The organism is Bradyrhizobium sp. 172, assembly GCF_023101065.1.
GTDB classification, from domain to species: Bacteria; Pseudomonadota; Alphaproteobacteria; order Rhizobiales; family Xanthobacteraceae; genus Bradyrhizobium; species Bradyrhizobium canariense_D.
The window spans coordinates 442,471-460,110 of record NZ_CP064701.1 but is presented as its reverse complement, the minus strand read 5'-3'; the positions used below and the strand labels follow the sequence as shown (position 1 = coordinate 460,110).

19 protein-coding genes are annotated in these 17,640 nt (G+C 64.3%); 13 read left to right on the top strand and 6 right to left on the bottom strand.

Features of this window, described 5'->3' with window-relative positions; all coding sequences use genetic code 11:
- The first annotated feature begins 9 nt into the window (after positions 1–9).
- From argJ to IVB07_RS02075, 5 genes are all read left to right on the top strand, one after another.
- Positions 10–1,251 (top strand): bifunctional glutamate N-acetyltransferase/amino-acid acetyltransferase ArgJ, encoded by a 1,242-nt coding sequence (gene argJ, locus IVB07_RS02095; RefSeq protein WP_026232418.1) that lies wholly within the window; start codon positions 10–12, stop codon positions 1,249–1,251.
- A gap of 296 nt (positions 1,252–1,547) precedes the next feature.
- Positions 1,548–3,110, top strand: coding sequence for a pilus assembly protein TadG-related protein (locus IVB07_RS02090; protein ID WP_245288362.1), 1,563 nt, complete (start codon positions 1,548–1,550; stop codon positions 3,108–3,110).
- 11 nt (positions 3,111–3,121) lie between these two features.
- Positions 3,122–3,682 (top strand): TadE/TadG family type IV pilus assembly protein, encoded by a 561-nt coding sequence (locus IVB07_RS02085; RefSeq protein WP_018452907.1) that lies wholly within the window; start codon positions 3,122–3,124, stop codon positions 3,680–3,682.
- Positions 3,679–4,230: a TadE/TadG family type IV pilus assembly protein gene (locus tag IVB07_RS02080; protein WP_018452906.1), complete on the top strand. Its 552-nt coding sequence runs from the start codon at positions 3,679–3,681 to the stop codon at positions 4,228–4,230. Before IVB07_RS02085 ends, IVB07_RS02080 begins: the two co-directional genes overlap by 4 nt.
- Positions 4,231–4,286: 56 nt before the next feature.
- Complete coding sequence (locus IVB07_RS02075; RefSeq protein ID WP_018452905.1) at positions 4,287–4,697, top strand: (deoxy)nucleoside triphosphate pyrophosphohydrolase; 411 nt, start codon at positions 4,287–4,289, stop codon at positions 4,695–4,697.
- A 158-nt stretch (positions 4,698–4,855) separates the two neighbouring features.
- On the opposite strand, the gene IVB07_RS02070 is transcribed toward IVB07_RS02075, so the two are convergent.
- Entirely contained in the window at positions 4,856–5,725 is an 870-nt protein-coding gene (locus tag IVB07_RS02070; RefSeq protein WP_026232416.1) for a methyltransferase domain-containing protein, read from the bottom strand.
- 116 nt (positions 5,726–5,841) lie between these two features.
- Between IVB07_RS02070 and IVB07_RS02065 the strand changes: the two genes are divergently transcribed.
- The 5 genes from IVB07_RS02065 to IVB07_RS02045 all read left to right on the top strand — a co-directional run bounded on the left by IVB07_RS02065 (position 5,842) and on the right by IVB07_RS02045 (position 8,699).
- A complete protein-coding gene (locus IVB07_RS02065) occupies positions 5,842–6,156 on the top strand; it encodes an NIPSNAP family protein (RefSeq protein ID WP_007599187.1) in 315 nt (104 codons plus the stop codon).
- A gap of 65 nt (positions 6,157–6,221) precedes the next feature.
- On the top strand, positions 6,222–7,019 hold the full coding sequence (locus IVB07_RS02060) for a ComF family protein (protein WP_026232415.1): 798 nt from the start codon (positions 6,222–6,224) through the stop codon (positions 7,017–7,019).
- A gap of 47 nt (positions 7,020–7,066) precedes the next feature.
- On the top strand, positions 7,067–7,342 hold the full coding sequence (gene grxC / locus IVB07_RS02055) for a glutaredoxin 3 (RefSeq protein ID WP_018452902.1): 276 nt from the start codon (positions 7,067–7,069) through the stop codon (positions 7,340–7,342).
- Positions 7,339–8,217 (top strand): carbon-nitrogen hydrolase family protein, encoded by an 879-nt coding sequence (locus tag IVB07_RS02050; RefSeq protein WP_018452901.1) that lies wholly within the window; start codon positions 7,339–7,341, stop codon positions 8,215–8,217. The genes grxC and IVB07_RS02050 overlap by 4 nt, the downstream gene beginning before the upstream one ends.
- Complete coding sequence (locus IVB07_RS02045) at positions 8,214–8,699, top strand: DUF1178 family protein (protein ID WP_018452900.1); 486 nt, start codon at positions 8,214–8,216, stop codon at positions 8,697–8,699. Before IVB07_RS02050 ends, IVB07_RS02045 begins: the two co-directional genes overlap by 4 nt.
- Here the strand turns inward: IVB07_RS02045 and IVB07_RS02040 are convergent.
- The 3 genes from IVB07_RS02040 to IVB07_RS02030 form a co-directional block, all read right to left on the bottom strand.
- Positions 8,696–9,595 carry an EamA family transporter gene (locus IVB07_RS02040; protein WP_018452899.1) on the bottom strand — a complete coding sequence of 300 codons (900 nt, stop codon included), beginning with the start codon at positions 9,593–9,595 and terminating at the stop codon, positions 8,696–8,698. The genes IVB07_RS02045 and IVB07_RS02040 overlap by 4 nt on opposite strands.
- Positions 9,596–9,847: 252 nt before the next feature.
- Positions 9,848–10,621, bottom strand: a complete 774-nt coding sequence (gene ubiG / locus IVB07_RS02035) for a bifunctional 2-polyprenyl-6-hydroxyphenol methylase/3-demethylubiquinol 3-O-methyltransferase UbiG (RefSeq protein ID WP_018452898.1) — start codon at positions 10,619–10,621, stop codon at positions 9,848–9,850.
- A 14-nt stretch (positions 10,622–10,635) separates the two neighbouring features.
- Positions 10,636–11,103, bottom strand: coding sequence for a PH domain-containing protein (locus IVB07_RS02030; protein ID WP_018452897.1), 468 nt, complete (start codon positions 11,101–11,103; stop codon positions 10,636–10,638).
- 150 nt (positions 11,104–11,253) lie between these two features.
- Between IVB07_RS02030 and IVB07_RS02025 the strand changes: the two genes are divergently transcribed.
- From IVB07_RS02025 to prfA, 3 genes are all read left to right on the top strand, one after another.
- Positions 11,254–12,510, top strand: a complete 1,257-nt coding sequence (locus tag IVB07_RS02025; RefSeq protein ID WP_085348397.1) for an aspartate kinase — start codon at positions 11,254–11,256, stop codon at positions 12,508–12,510.
- A 269-nt stretch (positions 12,511–12,779) separates the two neighbouring features.
- Positions 12,780–15,047: a phosphoenolpyruvate--protein phosphotransferase gene (gene ptsP, locus IVB07_RS02020; protein ID WP_026232414.1), complete on the top strand. Its 2,268-nt coding sequence runs from the start codon at positions 12,780–12,782 to the stop codon at positions 15,045–15,047.
- A gap of 56 nt (positions 15,048–15,103) precedes the next feature.
- Positions 15,104–16,189: a peptide chain release factor 1 gene (prfA, locus tag IVB07_RS02015; protein WP_085348398.1), complete on the top strand. Its 1,086-nt coding sequence runs from the start codon at positions 15,104–15,106 to the stop codon at positions 16,187–16,189.
- Positions 16,190–16,222: 33 nt separating this feature from the next.
- On the opposite strand, the gene IVB07_RS02010 is transcribed toward prfA, so the two are convergent.
- On the bottom strand, positions 16,223–16,630 hold the full coding sequence (locus IVB07_RS02010) for a helix-turn-helix domain-containing protein (protein WP_345946345.1): 408 nt from the start codon (positions 16,628–16,630) through the stop codon (positions 16,223–16,225).
- Positions 16,631–16,805: 175 nt separating this feature from the next.
- Positions 16,806–17,402, bottom strand: coding sequence for a hypothetical protein (locus tag IVB07_RS02005; protein WP_247360796.1), 597 nt, complete (start codon positions 17,400–17,402; stop codon positions 16,806–16,808).
- Positions 17,403–17,640 lie beyond the last annotated feature (238 nt).

Genomic DNA, 17,640 nt, shown 5'->3' with positions numbered 1-17,640 from the left:
GGCGCCCCGATGTCCTCCTCCGTTTCCCCCCTCGCCCCGAAACACGTTCCCGACATGCCCGTGATCGCGGGGGTCCGTCTCGCGACGGCCGAAGCCGGCATTCGCTACAAGAACCGCACCGACGTGCTGCTGGCGGTGATGGACAAGGGCACCGCGGTCGCAGGCGTCTTCACCAAGTCGAAATGTCCCTCCGCGCCGGTGGAATGGTGCCGCGCCAAGCTGAAAGGCGGCAAGGCCCGCGCGTTGGTGGTCAATTCCGGCAACGCCAATGCCTTCACCGGCAAGACCGGCCGCAGCTCCACGGCACTGACCGCGAAGATCGCGGCCAAGGCCGTCGGATGCACCGAGGGTGAGATCTTCCTGGCCTCGACCGGCGTGATCGGCGAGCCGCTGGATGCGACCAAGTTCGACGGCGTGCTCGGGAGGCTCGCGGAAACCGCCGAGGCCGGCGATTATCTCGCCGCCGCCAAGGCGATCATGACCACCGACACCTTCCCGAAGGTCGCGACCGCGACCGTGAAGCTCGGCAAAGCCAAGGTCACCATCAACGGCATGGCCAAGGGTGCCGGCATGATCGCGCCCGATATGGCGACGATGCTGTCCTTCATCTTCACCGACGCACCGATCGCGCCTGCCGCGCTGCAGGCGCTGCTCAAAAGCGGCGTCGAGGACACCTTCAACGCGGTCACGATCGACGGCGACACCTCGACCTCGGACACGCTGCTGGCCTTTGCCACCGGTGCTGCTGCGGAACACGGCGCGCCGAAGATCAGTCGCGCCACCGACCCGCGCCTGAAAGCCTTCGTCAAGGCCTTCAACCAGGTGCTCGCCAATCTTTCCGAGCAAGTGGCCCGCGACGGCGAAGGCGCGCGCAAGCTGGTCGAGATCACCGTCGAGGGCGCCAAGACCAAGGCCTCGGCGCGCAAGATCGCGATGTCGATCGCGAACTCGCCGCTGGTGAAGACCGCAATCGCCGGCGAGGACGCCAATTGGGGCCGCGTGGTGATGGCGGTCGGCAAGGCCGGCGAGCCGGCTGACCGCGACAAGCTCTCGATCTCCTTCAACGGCATCCGCGTCGCCAGGAGCGGCGCGCGAGATCCGTCCTATGACGAGGCGCAGGTGTCGGAAGCGATGAAGGCGCCGGAGATCGCGATCAAGGTCTCGCTCGGCCTCGGCAAGGGCCGCGACCGCGTACTGACCTGCGACCTCACCAAGGAGTATGTCGCGATCAACGGGGATTACAGGTCGTGAATCTGATGTCCCTCTCTTGGTTCTCCACCGGAGAACGAGGTCCAGCATGCAGCCGGGCGAGGAGCTCGCTTCAATTTCCTGGCTGCCTTTAGCTTTCGTTAATGATGCCGCTCGATCCGGCAGCGTCGGATTTTCGGCCACCCATGTTCGCGACATCGGCGTAAGCTTTACTTAACAGCCCATCTTCAAAGTTCCGCTCTGCCGAGAGGTCGTCAGAGGCCGCCCGGTTGCGCTCCCGGTCCTCGATCCCCGATCGGCCAGAGAAATTGCCTCTGCCGGGACCCACGGCGATTAGGATGAAGATCATGCTTCGGGCTTGGTTGTATCGTTTTGCCAGAAATCGCAAGGCCAACGTCGCCGTGATGTTTGCAATTGTGATGGTTCCGACAATCTTTCTGCTCGGGATGGCGCTGGACTATACGCATACGCAGCACATGAAGGTTGATCTCGACTCTGCCGTCGATGCTGCCGCCGTCGCCGCCGTCACCTCGACGATGATGCAGAAGAGCCCGCAGGTCGCCCAAACCACAGCGAAGAACGTTTTCAACATCACCGCGAATGGCCTGGTCAGCAACAACAACCTGGCCGCACCGCCAACTCTCACGGTCACCGTCAATTGCAGCAAACCCGACTCCACAACGGGCTACTGTACCTACGCTCCCTGCCCCGGCCTGGACTCTGTCTTTGCTGACCCTGTCAACTCAAACAACCAAGTCGTTCGCAACGTCCAGGTTTGCTACACTGCGGCCGCAAACAACGCCTTCCCGAGCGTGCTCAAGCAGGTGAGTTGGCCGTTCGCAGGCCAGGCAGCGACACGCAACCAGGGCGCGCCCAACATCGATTTCTATCTCTTGCTGGACGCCTCGCCTTCCATGGCGATCGGCGCGACCTCGAGCGACATCAAAACGCTGATCGCGAACACGCAAAAGCAGGTCGATTCATCGACCGGGACGAAAGGATGCGGATTCGCATGCCACCAGACTAATCCTGCCGCGGACAATCTGGGCAATCCAGGCGGGATTGATAACTACCAACTTGCTCGCAATCTTGGCCTCACGTTACGGATCGATCGGGTAACGCAAGCGGTCAAATCGCTGATGAATACGGCCTATCAGATATCGAGCATCAACAGAAATACGTATGGGGTTGCGATCTATACCTTCGATACTGCTCTAAACAATTCTCCGACAAGCGGCAGCAGTTCGGCGGTCTTCGCACCTTCCGGAAAACCTGGGGTGGTGCGAACTCCCACGACGCCTGCCACAACGACCAGCTACACGGTAGCGACCATCCAGAGCAAGGCCGACAACATTCAGGTCCTGCCGGTCTACAAGAACAACTGGCTGACATCGTCGAACAATAATAGCGACGCCGACACCAGCATTGCGGGCGGATTAAGCGCTCTCAACAAGATCATGCCGACTCCGGGGAACGGCACCAATGTCGCCAACGATACGCCACAGGAAGTCGTCTTCCTCGTTACCGACGGCCTTGAGGACGTGAACATCACGACCGACCCGTACACGAACTCCTGCAATAAGAAACTCACTGGTAAGCGCTGCCAGCAACCGCTCGACCCCGCGATCTGCACCACCATCAAGAACAGGAAGATCCGTATCGCGGTGATCTACACCGAATACGACGACTCGGCGCTACATACATCCAACGGCTGGTACGATTCATGGATCTACCCCTTCAACAGCACGTCCACCGGCTCGACCAGCCAGATCGAGACAAATCTGCAAGCCTGCGCCTCGTCGCCCGATTTGTACAAAAAGGTGGCGACCGACGACGACATTACGTCCGCGCTCCAGAGCCTGTTCCTGAAGGTCGCGTCCGATCCGCGCCTGACCCAGTAGAGAAAGCAGTCATGACCGCCGCGCACGCCGTGCCCACAACCAAACGCCGCCGCTGGCGCGCGTTCCTTGCCGACCGGAACGGCGCAACCGCGGTCGAGTTCGCGCTGATCGGTCCGGCATTCATCGCTTTGTTGCTCGGAATCATCCAGACCTTCCTTGTTTTCTTTGCCCAGCAGCTCCTGGAGCAAGTGGTGAACCAATCGAGCCGGGCGATCCTGACGGGGCAGGCGCAGGCCGCGAGCATGACCCAAGCCCAGTTTGCCACTGCAGTCTGCTCCAACGTTGTGATCTTGTTCGACTGCAGCAAGATGATGATCGACGTCCAAGTAGCCGGATCATGGTCTTCGGCGAACACTGGCGCGCCAGCCCTGACGTTTGACGGCAGCGGCAACGTGACGAACGTCTGGAAATTCAACCCCGGCAATCAGGGCGACATCGTTGTCGTGCGGGTGATGTATCAATGGCCGGTTTTCCTAGGTCCGCTCGGCTTCAATCTGGCGAACCAGTCGAATGGCAAACGCCTGATCATGTCATCCACGGCTTTCATGAACGAGGCCTTTGTCAACTCATGAGCCGGATGCTTCATTACGTGCGAAACTTGTGGGCCGACACGCGCGCGGTGGCCGCGGTGGAATTCGCGATTGTGGTGCCGTTCATGCTGCTGCTCTATGTGGGCGGCGTCGAACTCGGGAACGGGCTCGCCATCAGCGTCAAGGTCAGCGAAACCGCCCACACGGTCGCGGACCTGGTGTCACGAAACGCGTGCGTCACCGATGCATCGCTAAGCACCATGCTTGGAGCATCGGCGGTGACGATCGCTCCCTATGCCTCAGCGAATACGACGGTAGTCGTGTCGGAAGTATCCACGGACGCCAGCGGCAAAGCGACGGTGACCTGGAGCAAAGCACTCAACGGCACCGCGCGGCCAGTAGCTCAGCAGGTGATTTTGCCAGCGGCCCTCGGCACGCCCTCACCTTCCAACACATCGTTGATACTCGGCGAGGTGACGTATCAATACACGCCCAACCTTGGCTATGCGATCACCGGGACTATCCCGATCGGCGAGAACTATTACCTGTTTCCACGCGTTTCCTCCGCCGTACAGTATCCATGCAGCTGAAATATCGCCGGCCGAGCCGGTAGAACCGCACGGCGATTGCGGCTAATGAAAGCGGCATGGCTGATCTCAAACTGACGCTCGTGGTGGCTTGCGCGCTGGTCGACGCCGACAAGCGCGTCCTGATCGCGCAGCGCCCCGAGGGCAAGACGCTGGCCGGCCTTTGGGAATTTCCCGGCGGCAAGTGCGAGCCCAGCGAGCGGCCGGAACAGAGCCTGATCCGCGAACTCCACGAGGAGCTCGGCATCACCGTCGCCGAACCCTGTCTGGCGCCGCTGACGTTCGCGAGCTACGGCTACGAGACCTTCCACCTCCTGATGCCGCTCTTCATTTGCCGGCGCTGGGAGGGACAGGTCACGCCGCGCGAAGGCCAGGCCCTGGCCTGGGTTCGCGCCAACAAGCTGCGCGACTATCCCATGCCGCCCGCGGACATTCCGCTGATCCCGCATTTGATTGATTTGTTGATGTGAATTCGAAGCGGGCACCACACTCTCGGCGTCATGCCCGGGCTTGTCCCGGGCATCCACGATCTTCGTGCTGAACCGAGAGGCGTGGATGGCCGGGACATAGGCGAGCGGAAGCGACGCCGTCCCTCGGACGGCATGCCGGCCATGACGGCGGAAAGAGCTTACGTCCCTCCGGCCTTCTTCACCGCTTCCGCCAGGCTCGCCTTCGCTGATCCAGGCTTGAGCGGCTGCTGCTGGCTCGCATGCGGCGCCCAGCCGGAAAGCCAGATGATGTCGAATGTCGCACGGATGCGGCCGTCGGCGTCGGCAAAGCGTTCCGCGTAGATTTCAGCCATCCGCAGCAGCGTCGATCGCCGGCTGGGCGTGCGTCGCCGCTCGATCAGCACATTGGCGGCGCCCATGCGCCTGATATCCTGCATCAGCGCGAACGCGTTGGCGTAGCGCACCACGACGCGGTCGACATCGGTGACCGGCAGCGCAAACCCCGCCCGCTGCAACAGCGCGCCAACGTCGCGCAGATCGGCGAACGGTGCGACTCGCGGCGATACGCCGCCCTCGCATTCGGCCTCGGCGGCGGCAAAGGCCTGGCGCAGCTCGGTCAGGCTGTCGCCGCCGATCATCGCCGCCAGCAGCAGCCCGTCCGGCCTCAGCGCGCGACGGATCTGCGCGAGCACACCCGGCAGATCGTTGGCGAATTGCAGCGCCAGCGCCGAGACCACGAGATCGAGGCTCTCCGGTGCAAAGGGTAGCTTCTCCGCACCCGACGCATCGAGCTCAATGCGCTCGATCGAGGGCAGTCGCGCGCGCAGCACCGCGAGACCCTCGCCGGGCGTCCAGAGATCGGCCGCCGTGTGAAACTCCCGCATTACCGCGGCAAGCCGGTCGGAGATGTCCTCGGCGACCCGATCCAGCAGGAAGCTCGCGGCACCTTGCGCCTGCGCGCGGCGCTGTCGCGCGCGCAGCAAAGCACGATCGAACAAAGCGGGCGGGGTTTGTGGGTCTTGAGCCATGCCGCTGGTTACGCCGATCATGCTGGTTCTGGCAATCCACTGCGCGCGGCGCTAGCCTTGCCTCATGGAGCCGACACCGGCCCCCGTGTTCCAAACTAGCAATCCGCACCAGGCCCGCGGCGCCGGAGCGTCAAACGATGATCACCTGTTATCTGCGATACGAGATCCCCCCGGACAAGCTCGCCGAATTCGAAGCCTATGGCAGGATGTGGCTGGAACTAGTGCCAAGATTCGGCGGCATCCACCACGGGTACTTCCTGCCATCGGAAGGCGCCAGCGACGTCGCCCTCGCGATGTTCAGCTTCCCGAGCTTCGCGGCGTACGAACAATATCGGAAGGACAGCGCCGAAGATCCGGACGTCCAGAAAGCGATCGAGTTCGCAAGGCAAACGCGCTGCTTTCGCCGTTATGAGCGATCGTTCTTCCGGCCCGTGCTGCCGAAAGAGCCGTAGGCCGGGCGCGGACGAGAACAGCCCATTGACTTGAGCGTGGCGCAGGACGGCGCTAGCCTTGCCCAATGGACGCCGAGGCATCACCACCACGCTCCATTTCCAGCCATTTGCGCGGCGCGCTTCAGGCCTGCCGAGGTGTGATGGCGCATCTGCCAAGGCTTGCACTCGACATCGCGCTGCCGACGCTGTGCGTGTCCTGCCGCGAGCCGGTCGACGGCGAGGGCGTGTGCGCGGCGTGCTGGGCGCGGCTGTCGTTCATCGAACGGCCCTACTGCCCGCGGCTCGGCATTCCTTTTGTGTACGATCCCGGGCCCGACATGCTGTCGATGGAGGCGATCGCGAGCCCGCCGGCCTACCAGCGGGCGCGCGCCGCGGTGCGTTATGACGACGTCGCGCGCACCCTGGTGCATGCGCTGAAATACCAGGATCGCACGGATTTGGCGCCCGCCATGGGCCGCTGGATGGCGCGCGCGGGCGGCGAACTGCTCGCCGAGGCTGACATGCTGGTGCCCGTTCCCCTGCATTGGCGAAGGGCCTGGCGCCGCCGTTACAACCAGTCCGGGGCGCTGGCGCGGATCATCGAGCGGCAGAGCGGAGTGAAAGTGAAGGCTGAGGTGCTGCGCCGGGTACGCGCGACCGAGCAGCAGATCGGCCTGTCGCGGGCCCAGCGCGCCACCAATGTGCAGGGCGCATTCCAGGTATCCCCCGACCGCCAGGCGGACGTCCAGGGTCGGCGCATTGTCCTCATCGACGACGTCCTGACGTCGGGCGCGACGCTGGATGCGTGTGCGCGGGCCCTGCTCCGGGCCAAAGCGGCGCAAGTGGACGTGCTGGTGTTTGCCCGGGTTGTCGAGAGCCGGTGAAGTCCCATATAATTCAATGAATTCATGACATGAGAGCGCCAGACAAGATGACCGCTGCTGTCGAGATCTACACGAGGCCGGGCTGCGGGTATTGTTCCGCCGCCAAGTCGCTGCTGACCCGCAAGAAGGCGACGTTCACGGAGTTCGATATCGCCAAGAACCCGTCCTGGCGCCAGGAGATGTACGATCGCGCCGGCGAGGGCTCGACCTTCCCTCAGATCTGGATCGGCGGAGCCCATGTCGGGGGCTGCGACGAGCTCTACGCGCTCGATCGCGAAGGCAAGCTCGACGGCATGCTCGAAAGCGTCAAGGCGGAGTCATGAGCGACAACAGGACCTTCACGGCGGCTATGGTGCAGATGCGCACCGGCCTGATGCCCGAGCCCAGCCTCGCGCAGGCCACCAGGCTGATCCGCCAGGCTGTAGCCAATGGCGCCGACTACGTGCAGACGCCCGAAGTCAGCAACATGATGCAGCTCAACCGCAAGGCCCTGTTCGAGCACCTCCAGAGCCAAGACGACGACAGCTCGCTGAGGGCGTACCGGGCGCTCGCGGCGGAACTGAAGATCCACATCCATGTCGGCTCGCTGGCGCTGCGCTTTTCGGACGAGAAAGCGGTCAACCGCTCGTTCCTGATCGGGCCCGAGGGCAATGTGCTCGCGAGCTACGACAAGATCCACATGTTCGATATCGAGCTGCCTGACGGCGAGAGCTATCGCGAATCCGCCAATTACCAGCCGGGCGAGACGGCCGTGATCTCCGACCTGCCCTGGGGCCGCGTCGGCCTGACGATCTGTTATGACGTGCGCTTCCCCGCGCTCTACCGCGCGCTGGCCGAAAGCGGCGCGTACTTCATCACGGTGCCCTCGGCCTTTACCCGCAAGACCGGCGAGGCGCATTGGCACGTGCTGTTGCGTGCGCGCGCGATCGAGACCGGTTGCTTCATCTTCGCCGCGGCACAGGCAGGCCTGCACGAGAACAAGCGCGAGACTTATGGCCATTCGCTGATCATCGATCCCTGGGGCGAGATCCTCGCCGAAGGCGATGTCGAGCCCGGCATCATCATGGCAAAAATCGATCCGGCCAAGGTCGAGACCGCGCGCCGCGCGATACCCTCACTCCAGCACGGCCGCCGCTTCGGCGTCGCCGACCCCAAGGCGGGGCCGGATCATCTGCACCTGGTGCGGGGATCGGCATGATCCGCTACGCGCTCCGCTGCGACCGGAGCCACGACTTCGAGAGTTGGTTCCAGAGCTCGGCCGCGTACGACCAGCAGGTGAAGCGCAAGCTCGTGACCTGTCCGATTTGCGGCTCGGCCAAGGTCGACAAGGCGATCATGGCGCCGCGCATCGTCGGCAAGAAGGGCCGCGGACGCGCCACGCCCCCGCCTGAGCCCACCGCCACGATGACCGCGCCCGAAGCTGCGCAATCCGCACCGACCTCGCTGCTGATGGCGCAGGAGCGCGAGCTGCGCGCCAAGCTCAAAGAGCTGCGCGATCACATCGTGAAGAACGCCGACAATGTCGGCGAGCGATTCGCCACCGAAGCCCGCGCGATGCATTACGGCGACAAGGAGCACCGTCCGATCTATGGCGAGGCCTCGCCCGACGAGGCCAAGTCGCTGATCGACGAAGGCATCGAGGTGTCGCCGCTGCCGACGCTGCCGGAAGATCGGAATTAGACTCCCACCAACACCGCCACGCCGACCACGATCAGCACGATGCCAATAATCTCGCGCGGCGCGATCGGCTGCTTGAACGAATAGTACGCCACGCCTTGCGCGAACAGCACCTCGATCAAAGCGAGGGTGCGGACATTGGCGGCGGCCGTCAGCGCGAACGCCAGGAACCAGAACTGCGAGGCGAAGGCGCCCATGAAGCCGGCGAGCAGCGATGGCTTCCAAAGCCTCAGGATCGACTGAAGCACTTTTGGCGCCCGCCAGAGCAGATAGACCGTCAGGATCAGCGTCTGCACGAACAGGCCGAGCACCAGCGTGAACGATGCCGCAGTCACGAACGAGACATCAGGCACGTTGATGATGGCGCCGCGGAAGCCGACCGCAGAGAGCGCGAAGGCCGCGGCCGCGACGAGGCCGGTGATGGTCGGCTTCAATTCGGCAAAGCTCTTCTCGCCGCCGGGCCGCAGCGCGGTGATGACGACGCCGATTGTCGCGATCACGATCGCAAGCACCTTCAGCCATGTCAGATGATCGCCGAGGAAGACGAAGCCGAAGATGGCGGTCTGGATCGCCTCGGTTTTCAAATAGGCCGTCGTCACCACGAAGGAGCGGTCGTTCATGGCGAGCAGCATCAGGCCGGTCGCGACGATCTGGCTGAGCGCGCCGAGCAGGAGCCACGGCCAGAACACACCGGGCGGCATATCGAGATGATCGCCGGTGGCGACCAGCACCACCGCCAGGAAAAGCAGCGAGAACGGAAAGCCGAACAGGAAGCGGATATTGGTTGCGCCCCAGGTCCCCAGCGGCTTCGTCAGCGACCGCTGCATCGCATTGCGCGCGACCTGGCCGAGCGCGGCAATGACGGTGAAGGGAATCCAGAGGCTGGCGATGGTCAACATGGGTGGGACTGCGCTGGGAGCGAGAGGACGTTGAGTCAACGTGCCGCTCGCGCTCAAGCAGGTCAATCACGCGGATGTCATGGGTGCGATGCTTGCCTGACGAATTCGGTGTCGTCCTGGACAAGCGAAGCGCAGATCCAGGACCCATTACCCCAGGGAGTGGTTTGGCGAAGACTCGTAATTATCAGTTTTCGCCTAACTAAACCCTGGCTTTCGCCAGGACGACGCCGAATGTTTGGAAGCGGCAACGCCTCACACCATGCCTTCCGCCACCACCATGTAGTTCACGTCCATGTCTGACGAGAGGGTCCATTTGTCGGCGAAGGGGCTGTAGACGACGCCGGTCTGCTCGGTGATGACCAGGCGGTTGTCGAGCAGGTATTTCGTCAGCTCGTCGGGGGTGACGAACTTGTTCCACTCGTGGGTGCCGCGCGGCAGCCAGCGCAGGACATATTCAGCGCCGACGATGGCAAGCGCAAAGCTCTTCCAGTTCCTGTTCAGCGTCGAGACCACCATCAGGCCGTTCGGCTTCAGCATCGCGGCGCAGCGCTTCAGGAAAACGCCGACGTCGACGACGTGCTCGACCACCTCCATCGCCAGAACGATGTCGAAGCGCTCGCGCGGGTCGATCTCCTCAACCGTGGTGCAGCGATAGTCGATCGCGAGGTGCGCCTTGTCGGCATGCAGCTTGGCGGCCGCGATGTTGCTGACCGACGGATCGACGCCGATGACCTGCGCACCCAGGCGCGACAACGGCTCGCAGAGCAGGCCGGCGCCACAGCCGATGTCGAGCACGCGCAGACCGCCGAGGCAGTTGAGGCTGCGCGCGTTGCGCTCGAACTTGCGGCAGGCGGCATCGCGGATATACCCGAGCCGCAGCGGGTTGATCCGGTGCAGCGGTGCCATCTTGCCGTTGGGATCCCACCACTCGACCGAGAGCTTTGAGAATTTCGCGATCTCGGCGGCATCGACGGTCGAGCCCGGCGAGGTGCTTGCGGTTACGGAAGTATCTTGCTGCATGCTCATGGTTACGCGCGGTCCTACCGCGTGGTGATCGAACTACGGAAGGCGAGCGGCGAGGCGATGGTCTTGATCGTCTCGATCCCCTCGCCGACGCCGCGAATCGTCACGTCGCCGTAGTTGAGAATTCGTCCAAGAATGGTCTGATCGACATCGACGCTCTCGACCTTGTCCAGCGCCATCTCGAAGGTGCGGCGCTTGATGAAGCCGGTCTTGTGCACGACCCGCAAATTGGTCACGTCGGTCTCGGTGGTAAAGCGATGGAACCAGCCCTTCACAGTCCAGTACAGCGCCGCCAGAGCGACCAGGCCGGCCGCAACCAGACAGAGCATGACGAGCCCCTCGACGGTGGTTTGCCGGGACAGGACGAACAGGACCAGCGCCACGATCCAGGCCAGGATCGCCGGAAAATAGAAGATCCAGTGCGCATTGGTCGAATACAGCACCTTCTCGCCAGGCTGCAGGATCTCGTCGATATAGCGCGCCATGATCTCGGTTAACCCACTACCCCGCACCCTGCCCCGCAGGAACCCGCTTGCCCCCGGCCCCGCCGCTATGTATACGCGCGGTCGGTGTCCGCGAGGCCCGTCCAGTGCGGGCCACCATACTGATCCTTATGAAGGAATGCACGCGTCGTCATGAGCCGCCTCGTGATGAAATTCGGCGGCACGTCCGTCGCCAACATCGAACGTATCCGCAACGTCGCACGCCATGTGAAGCGTGAGGTCGACGCCGGCCATGAAGTGGCCGTGGTCGTCTCGGCGATGTCCGGTAAAACCAACGAGCTGGTGGCCTGGTGCACCGAGGCCTCGCCGATGCACGACGCGCGCGAATACGACGCCGTGGTCGCCTCGGGCGAACAGGTGACGTCCGGCCTGCTTGCCATCGTGCTTCAGGGCATGGGTATCCAGGCCCGCTCCTGGCAGGGCTGGCAGATCCCGATCACGACCAGCGACGCCCATGCTTCGGCCCGGATCGAGGGCATCGACGGCAGCGAGATCATCAAGCGCTTCAGGGAGCGCAAGGAAGTCGCCGTGATCGCCGGCTTCCAGGGCATCAACCCCGAGACCAACCGCATCACCACGCTCGGCCGCGGCGGCTCCGATACCTCGGCCGTGGCGATCGCCGCCGCCGTGAAGGCGGACCGCTGCGACATCTACACCGACGTCGACGGTGTCTACACCACCGATCCGCGAATCGTGCCGAAGGCGCGCCGGCTCGACAAGATCGCATTTGAAGACATGCTGGAGCTGGCCTCCCAGGGCGCCAAGGTGCTCCAGGTCCGCTCGGTGGAACTCGGCATGGTCCACAACATGCCAATTTTCGTCCGCTCGAGCTTCGACAAGCCCGAGGATATCGACCCGCATGCCAACCAGCCGCCCGGCACGCTGATCTGCAGCGAGGAGGAGATCATGGAAAGCCACATCGTCACCGGCATCGCCTTTTCGAAGGACGAGGCCCAGATCTCGGTACGCCAGATCGAGGACAAGCCCGGCGTGGCGGCGTCGATCTTCGGCCCGCTCGCCAATGCCAACATCAACGTCGACATGATCGTGCAGAACGTCTCCGAGGACGGGAAGACCACCGACCTCACCTTCACGGTCCCGGCCGCCGACTACACCAGGGCCAAGGAGACGATTACCGCGGCCAAGAGCCAGATCAATTATGCCCGGCTCGACACGGCTACCGATGTCGCCAAGATCTCGGTGATCGGCAGCGGCATGCGCAGCCATGCCGGCGTTGCCGCCCAGGCGTTCTCGGCCCTCGCAGGACGGAATATCAACATCCGGGCCATTACAACCTCCGAGATCAAATTCTCGGTTCTAATCGACACCGCCTATACCGAGCTTGCGGTGCGCACCCTGCACACGCTCTACGGTCTCGATCAGGCTTAGGCTAATTTTCTCTTAGCGGTCGCAGCAAACGCGAAGGTGTCCACACTTTCGCGTTTGGCAGGCGTTTTGCTTGGCAAAACAAGCCCCAATTCGCTATACGGCGAACTGGGTGGGCTGCCAGAAACTGTGCCCCAGTTGAGGCGGTGCTGATTCGGCCCAGGCAACCGCCGGGGCTGGCGCCGGACGAGCAAATTTGTTGTTTTTCTGGATTTCTGGGCGAGCCGCCGCGGGTCCTTTCGGCCCCGGCAGACGGAGGAGATTGACGGTTCATGCGGAGCGCGTCGGGAGGTCCCCGCGTCTTGTTGAGACGGCTCCGCGAAACCATGGCGGAGCAGGTCTCGGCCCAGGAGCGGCTGGACAAGATCGTGGTGCTGATCGCCGCCAACATGGTGGCCGAGGTGTGCTCGGTCTATGTGCTGCGCGTCGACAACACGCTCGAGCTCTATGCCACCGAAGGCCTCAACCGCGAGGCGGTGCACCACACCGTGCTCAGCGCCCATGAGGGCCTGGTCGGCCTGGTCGCGAGCGAGGCAACGCCTCTCAACCTAAGCGATGCGCAAAGCCATCCGGCCTTCTCGTTCCGCCCGGAGACCGGCGAAGAGATTTACCACTCCTTCCTCGGCGTGCCGATCCTGCGCGCCGGCAACACGCTCGGCGTGCTGGTGGTGCAGAATCGCGCCAAGCGCAACTATGTCGAGGAGGAGCTCGAGGCGCTTCAGACCACCGCGATGGTGCTGGCGGAGCTGATCGCCTCCGGCGAGCTGTCTGCGCTGGCCCAGCCAGGCCATGAGCCCGCGGCGCGCCATTCGGCGCAGAAGGTCGGCGCCATCCTGTCGGAAGGCATCGCACTCGGCCATGTCGTGCTGCACGAGCCGCGCGTGGTTATCAAGGACTACATCGCCGAGGACCTGCCAAAGGAGATCAAGCGGCTCGACACCGCGCTCGCCAAGCTGCGCGCCGATCTCGACCGCATGCTGGAGCGCGGCGACGTCGCCGAGGGCGGCGAGCATCGCGAGGTGCTGGAAGCCTACCGCATGTTCGCCAACGACCAGGGCTGGTCGCACAAGCTGCACGAGGCGGTCGCCACCGGCCTCACGGCGGAAGCCGCCGTCGAGCGTGTGCAATCCGACACCCGCGCGCGCATGCTGCGCTCGACAGATCCCTATTTGCGCGACCGGCTGCATGATCTCGAGGATCTCGGCTATCGCCTGATGCGACAGCTGGTCGGCCAGGATCACGCGCCGTCACGCGAACAATTGCCCGACAACGCCATCGTCATCGCGCGCGCGATGGGCCCGGCGGCGCTGCTCGACTATGACCGCAAGCGCCTGCGCGGCATCATATTGGAGGAAGGCACCGCCAATTCCCACGTCTCGATCGTGGCGCGCGCGCTCGGCATTCCCGCGGTCGGCGAAGTCCCGAACGCGCCTGGTATCGCCGATCCCGGCGACGCCGTCATCGTCGACGGCACCTCCGGCATGATCTATGTGCGCCCATCGCAGGAGGTCGAAGCGGCCTTCGCCGAGCGCGTGCGCTTCCGGGCCCGCCGCCAGGCGCAGTATCTGGCGCTGCGCGACCGGCCCTGCGTCACCAAGGACGGCCAGAAGGTCGAGCTGATGATCAATGCGGGTCTCGCGATCGACTTGCCGCACATCGAAGACACCGGCAGCGCCGGCATCGGCCTGTTCCGCACCGAGCTGCAATTCATGGTCGGCCAGAGCCTGCCGCGCACCAGCGACCAGCTCGCGCTCTATCGCACCGTGCTGGATGCCGCCGGCACCAAGCCCGTCACCTTCCGCACCCTCGACATCGGCGGCGACAAGGCGCTGCCTTATATGGAGGCGGTAATCGAGGAGAACCCCGCGCTCGGATGGCGCGCGATCCGGCTCGGGCTCGATCGTCCCGGCCTGTTGCGCGGCCAGATCCGCGCACTGCTGCGCGCCGGCGGCGGCCGCGCGCTGCGCATCATGTTCCCGATGATCTCGGAGGTGGGTGAATTCGATTCTGCGAAGGCGCTGGTCGAACGCGAACTGACCTATCTGCGCCAGCACGGCCACACGCTGCCGGAGCGGATCGACATCGGCACCATGGTCGAGGTGCCGGCGCTGCTTTATCAGCTCGACGAGCTCCTGAAGAAGGTCGACTTCATCTCGGTCGGCTCCAACGATCTGTTCCAGTTCCTGTTCGCGGTCGACCGCGGCAACGCGAAAGTCTCGGAGCGCTTCGACACCATGTCGGCGCCGATCCTGCGCGCGCTTCGCGACATCGCACGCAAGACGCAAGCCGCGAACAAATCGCTGTCGCTCTGCGGCGAGATGGCGTCGAAACCGATCGGCGCGCTGGCGCTGATCGGGATGGGCTATCGCTCGCTGTCGCTCTCGGCCACCGCGCTCGGCCCGGTCAAGGCCATGGTGCTCGATCTCGACGCCAAGAAGGCCGAGGCGATGCTCGGGCCGTTGCTGGACGCGCCCGCCGGCAGCGTCTCGATCCGGCAGAAGCTGACGGAATTTGCCGAGGCCGAAGGCCTGGCCTTGTAGCGGGCCTGTCGCCCCCTCCTGCCGCCTCGCCCTTTTCCGCATTTGAGACCGAACCGATGTCGTCACTCCCCGAAGCCAAACTGGACGTCCTGCTCGCGCATCACGCCTCACTCGAGGCCGAATCGCTCGGTCAGCTCGCCTCCGAACGCTATGTGCAGATCACGCGTGAGCTCGCCGAGCTCACGCCATTGATCGAAGCGGTCAAGACCTATCGTTCGGCCCTCAAGGAGCTCGCCGACACCGAGGCGCTGATCGCCGATCCCGCGACCGATGCCGAGATGCGCGCCATGGCGGAAGCCGAGCGCGGCGAGCTGACGCCGAAGATCGAGGAGTTGGTCCAGAAGATCCGCGTCGCGCTGCTGCCGAAGGACGCCATGGACGATCGCAACGTGGTGCTGGAAATCCGCGCCGGCACCGGCGGCGACGAGGCTTCGCTGTTTGCCGGCGACCTGTTCCGGATGTACGAGCGCTTCGCGGCCCTGCAGGGCTGGAAGGTCGAGGTGATCTCGGCCAGCGAAGGCAGCGTCGGCGGCTACAAGGAAATCATCGCCGAGGTGCAGGGCCGCGGCGCGTTCTCGAAGCTGAAGTTCGAGTCCGGCGTGCACCGGGTGCAGCGCGTGCCGGACACCGAGACGCAGGGGCGCATCCACACATCTGCCGCCACCGTCGCCGTGATGCCCGAGGTGGAGGAGGTCGACGTCGAGATCCGGAACGATGATTTGCGTATCGAGACGATGCGCGCCGGAGGCGCCGGCGGCCAGCACGTCAACAAGACCGAATCAGCGATCCGCATCACCCACATCCCGACCGGCATCGTGGTGATGATGCAGGATAGCCGCTCGCAGCACAAGAATCGCGCTTCCGCCATGAACATCCTGCGCTCGCGCATCTACGACGCCGAGCAGCAACGCCTCGACGCGGCGCGCTCGGCCGAGCGCAAGGAGAAGGTCGGCTCCGGCGACCGCAGCGAGCGCATCCGCACTTATAATTTCCCGCAAGGACGCGTCACCGATCACCGCATCAATTTGACGCTCTATAAGCTGCCGCAGGTGATGGCGGGCGAAGCGCTGGGCGAACTGACCGACGCACTGACCACCGAGCACCAGGCCGCGCAGCTCGCCGCTCAGGGCGCGGCGGCGTAGAGCTCGCGGCTTCGCGCTTTCTTCAGCGTGTCCTCAGCGTCTCTTGGCTCGAAACGCTCGCAGGATCTTGCCCAAACCGGGCGCGGCGGCGCTGAGCTCGTCCAGATGGATGCGCGAGAGGGATCGCAGCTTCCGCTCGCCCTTCGCTGTCAGCTTGACCAGGACGCGCCGCGCATCATCCGGGTCGGCTTCCCGGCCAATCAGCTTCAGTTTCGCCATGCGATCCACCAGCTCCACCGCGGTGTGGTGCCGGATCAGCAGGAAGCGCGCGATGTCGCCGACGCTGGCGCCGTCAGGGGCGGCCAATCCTTTGATCGCCAGCAGCGCCTGGTGCTGCTGCGGCGTCAAGCCGGCGCTCTGGGCCGCGGCTTCGCTGAAGGCCAGGAAGGTTCGGAGCTGATAGCGAAACTGCGCAAGCGCCCCGTAGTCGGCCTCGCGCATCGCGCCACCCTTTGTGGGCACAGCACGCGCCGGGCGTGTCGTCTTCCGCTTCGATGGGGCCATTCCCTGCCTGCGACGTCGAGCCAGCCGGTGCAACGGGCGGCCTCACCGAGACTAGCAAGGAAGGCCAAGCCGAACCAACCGACCGGCGCCCCGGACACACAAATATCGCCACCTATTCGAAGCTGGACAGCAGGATCTTCACCAGGATGACCTGGAACGCGATCGGGATACGGACGCTCTTTCGCCGGATCGAGCGCTGCAGCGCGCCGGCAATCTCGGCGCTGGTCAAGGCACCCGCGGATGCATTGCTAATCAACTCGGCCCACATCTGCGACAGCGAGCCGCCGGGCGGGATCACCGGCTTGATCGTCACGCCACAGCCCTGCGCCCAGTCGATGATTTCCCTCATCGTGTGAGGACCGCAATTGCGCGCGGTCGCGAGGCGTTCGGCCGTCAGCGCAAGCAGCAATTCGCGCGAGGGCGACCAATTCCCCTTCGGCGGTTGCTCGGCAGTGAGCTCGACCGCGAGTTCCTTGAGGACGTTCCGGGCGCGCACGCTCAGCTTCTGCATCGGACCGGGCGCGCGCTTCGCCTGAACGGGGCCGACGGCGGGCCCGCGCCGGCCGGCCGGCCAGTTGCGCGGATCGGGCATGCGCGAGGCATCGCCGGACTGCGGTGTCGCCCGCTGCCCGCTCACCTCTTCCGGCCACGCCGCCTCCTGCCGCTCCGCACCTTGCGGCCACGACCGTCGCTTTCGGGTACCCGCCACTGTCGTCTGCCGCGCCATTTCTCTCGTCGAACCCGCCAGCCTCGTACTCACAAAGGCTAATATATATCGTGATGCGATATGTTTTCACGAGATAATTTTCGGCGTTCGACCAAAGACGAAATTGACAGAAGGCGTTCACAAGCAATGCTTGCGCCCAAGAGCTACACGCGGATGTGACGTGCCCGGCGCGGACAGGCCTTCGAGGCCGGCTGCCGTCGGACAGGTCGTGCTTTGCCTG

Coding starts and splice junctions, on each gene's coding strand:
- ubiG (WP_018452898.1), bottom strand. CDS start 10,621: ATGAGCATGCAGCAAGATACTTCCGTAACCGCAAGCACCTCGCCGGGC.
- IVB07_RS02075 (WP_018452905.1), top strand. CDS start 4,287: ATGGCTGATCTCAAACTGACGCTCGTGGTGGCTTGCGCGCTGGTCGAC.
- IVB07_RS02085 (WP_018452907.1), top strand. CDS start 3,122: ATGACCGCCGCGCACGCCGTGCCCACAACCAAACGCCGCCGCTGGCGC.
- IVB07_RS02070 (WP_026232416.1), bottom strand. CDS start 5,725: ATGATCGGCGTAACCAGCGGCATGGCTCAAGACCCACAAACCCCGCCC.
- ptsP (WP_026232414.1), top strand. CDS start 12,780: ATGCGGAGCGCGTCGGGAGGTCCCCGCGTCTTGTTGAGACGGCTCCGC.
- IVB07_RS02045 (WP_018452900.1), top strand. CDS start 8,214: ATGATCCGCTACGCGCTCCGCTGCGACCGGAGCCACGACTTCGAGAGT.
- IVB07_RS02025 (WP_085348397.1), top strand. CDS start 11,254: ATGAGCCGCCTCGTGATGAAATTCGGCGGCACGTCCGTCGCCAACATC.
- IVB07_RS02050 (WP_018452901.1), top strand. CDS start 7,339: ATGAGCGACAACAGGACCTTCACGGCGGCTATGGTGCAGATGCGCACC.
- grxC (WP_018452902.1), top strand. CDS start 7,067: ATGACCGCTGCTGTCGAGATCTACACGAGGCCGGGCTGCGGGTATTGT.
- prfA (WP_085348398.1), top strand. CDS start 15,104: ATGTCGTCACTCCCCGAAGCCAAACTGGACGTCCTGCTCGCGCATCAC.
- IVB07_RS02080 (WP_018452906.1), top strand. CDS start 3,679: ATGAGCCGGATGCTTCATTACGTGCGAAACTTGTGGGCCGACACGCGC.
- IVB07_RS02065 (WP_007599187.1), top strand. CDS start 5,842: ATGATCACCTGTTATCTGCGATACGAGATCCCCCCGGACAAGCTCGCC.
- IVB07_RS02040 (WP_018452899.1), bottom strand. CDS start 9,595: ATGTTGACCATCGCCAGCCTCTGGATTCCCTTCACCGTCATTGCCGCG.
- IVB07_RS02030 (WP_018452897.1), bottom strand. CDS start 11,103: ATGGCGCGCTATATCGACGAGATCCTGCAGCCTGGCGAGAAGGTGCTG.
- IVB07_RS02060 (WP_026232415.1), top strand. CDS start 6,222: ATGGACGCCGAGGCATCACCACCACGCTCCATTTCCAGCCATTTGCGC.
- IVB07_RS02090 (WP_245288362.1), top strand. CDS start 1,548: ATGAAGATCATGCTTCGGGCTTGGTTGTATCGTTTTGCCAGAAATCGC.
- IVB07_RS02010 (WP_345946345.1), bottom strand. CDS start 16,630: ATGCGCGAGGCCGACTACGGGGCGCTTGCGCAGTTTCGCTATCAGCTC.
- argJ (WP_026232418.1), top strand. CDS start 10: ATGTCCTCCTCCGTTTCCCCCCTCGCCCCGAAACACGTTCCCGACATG.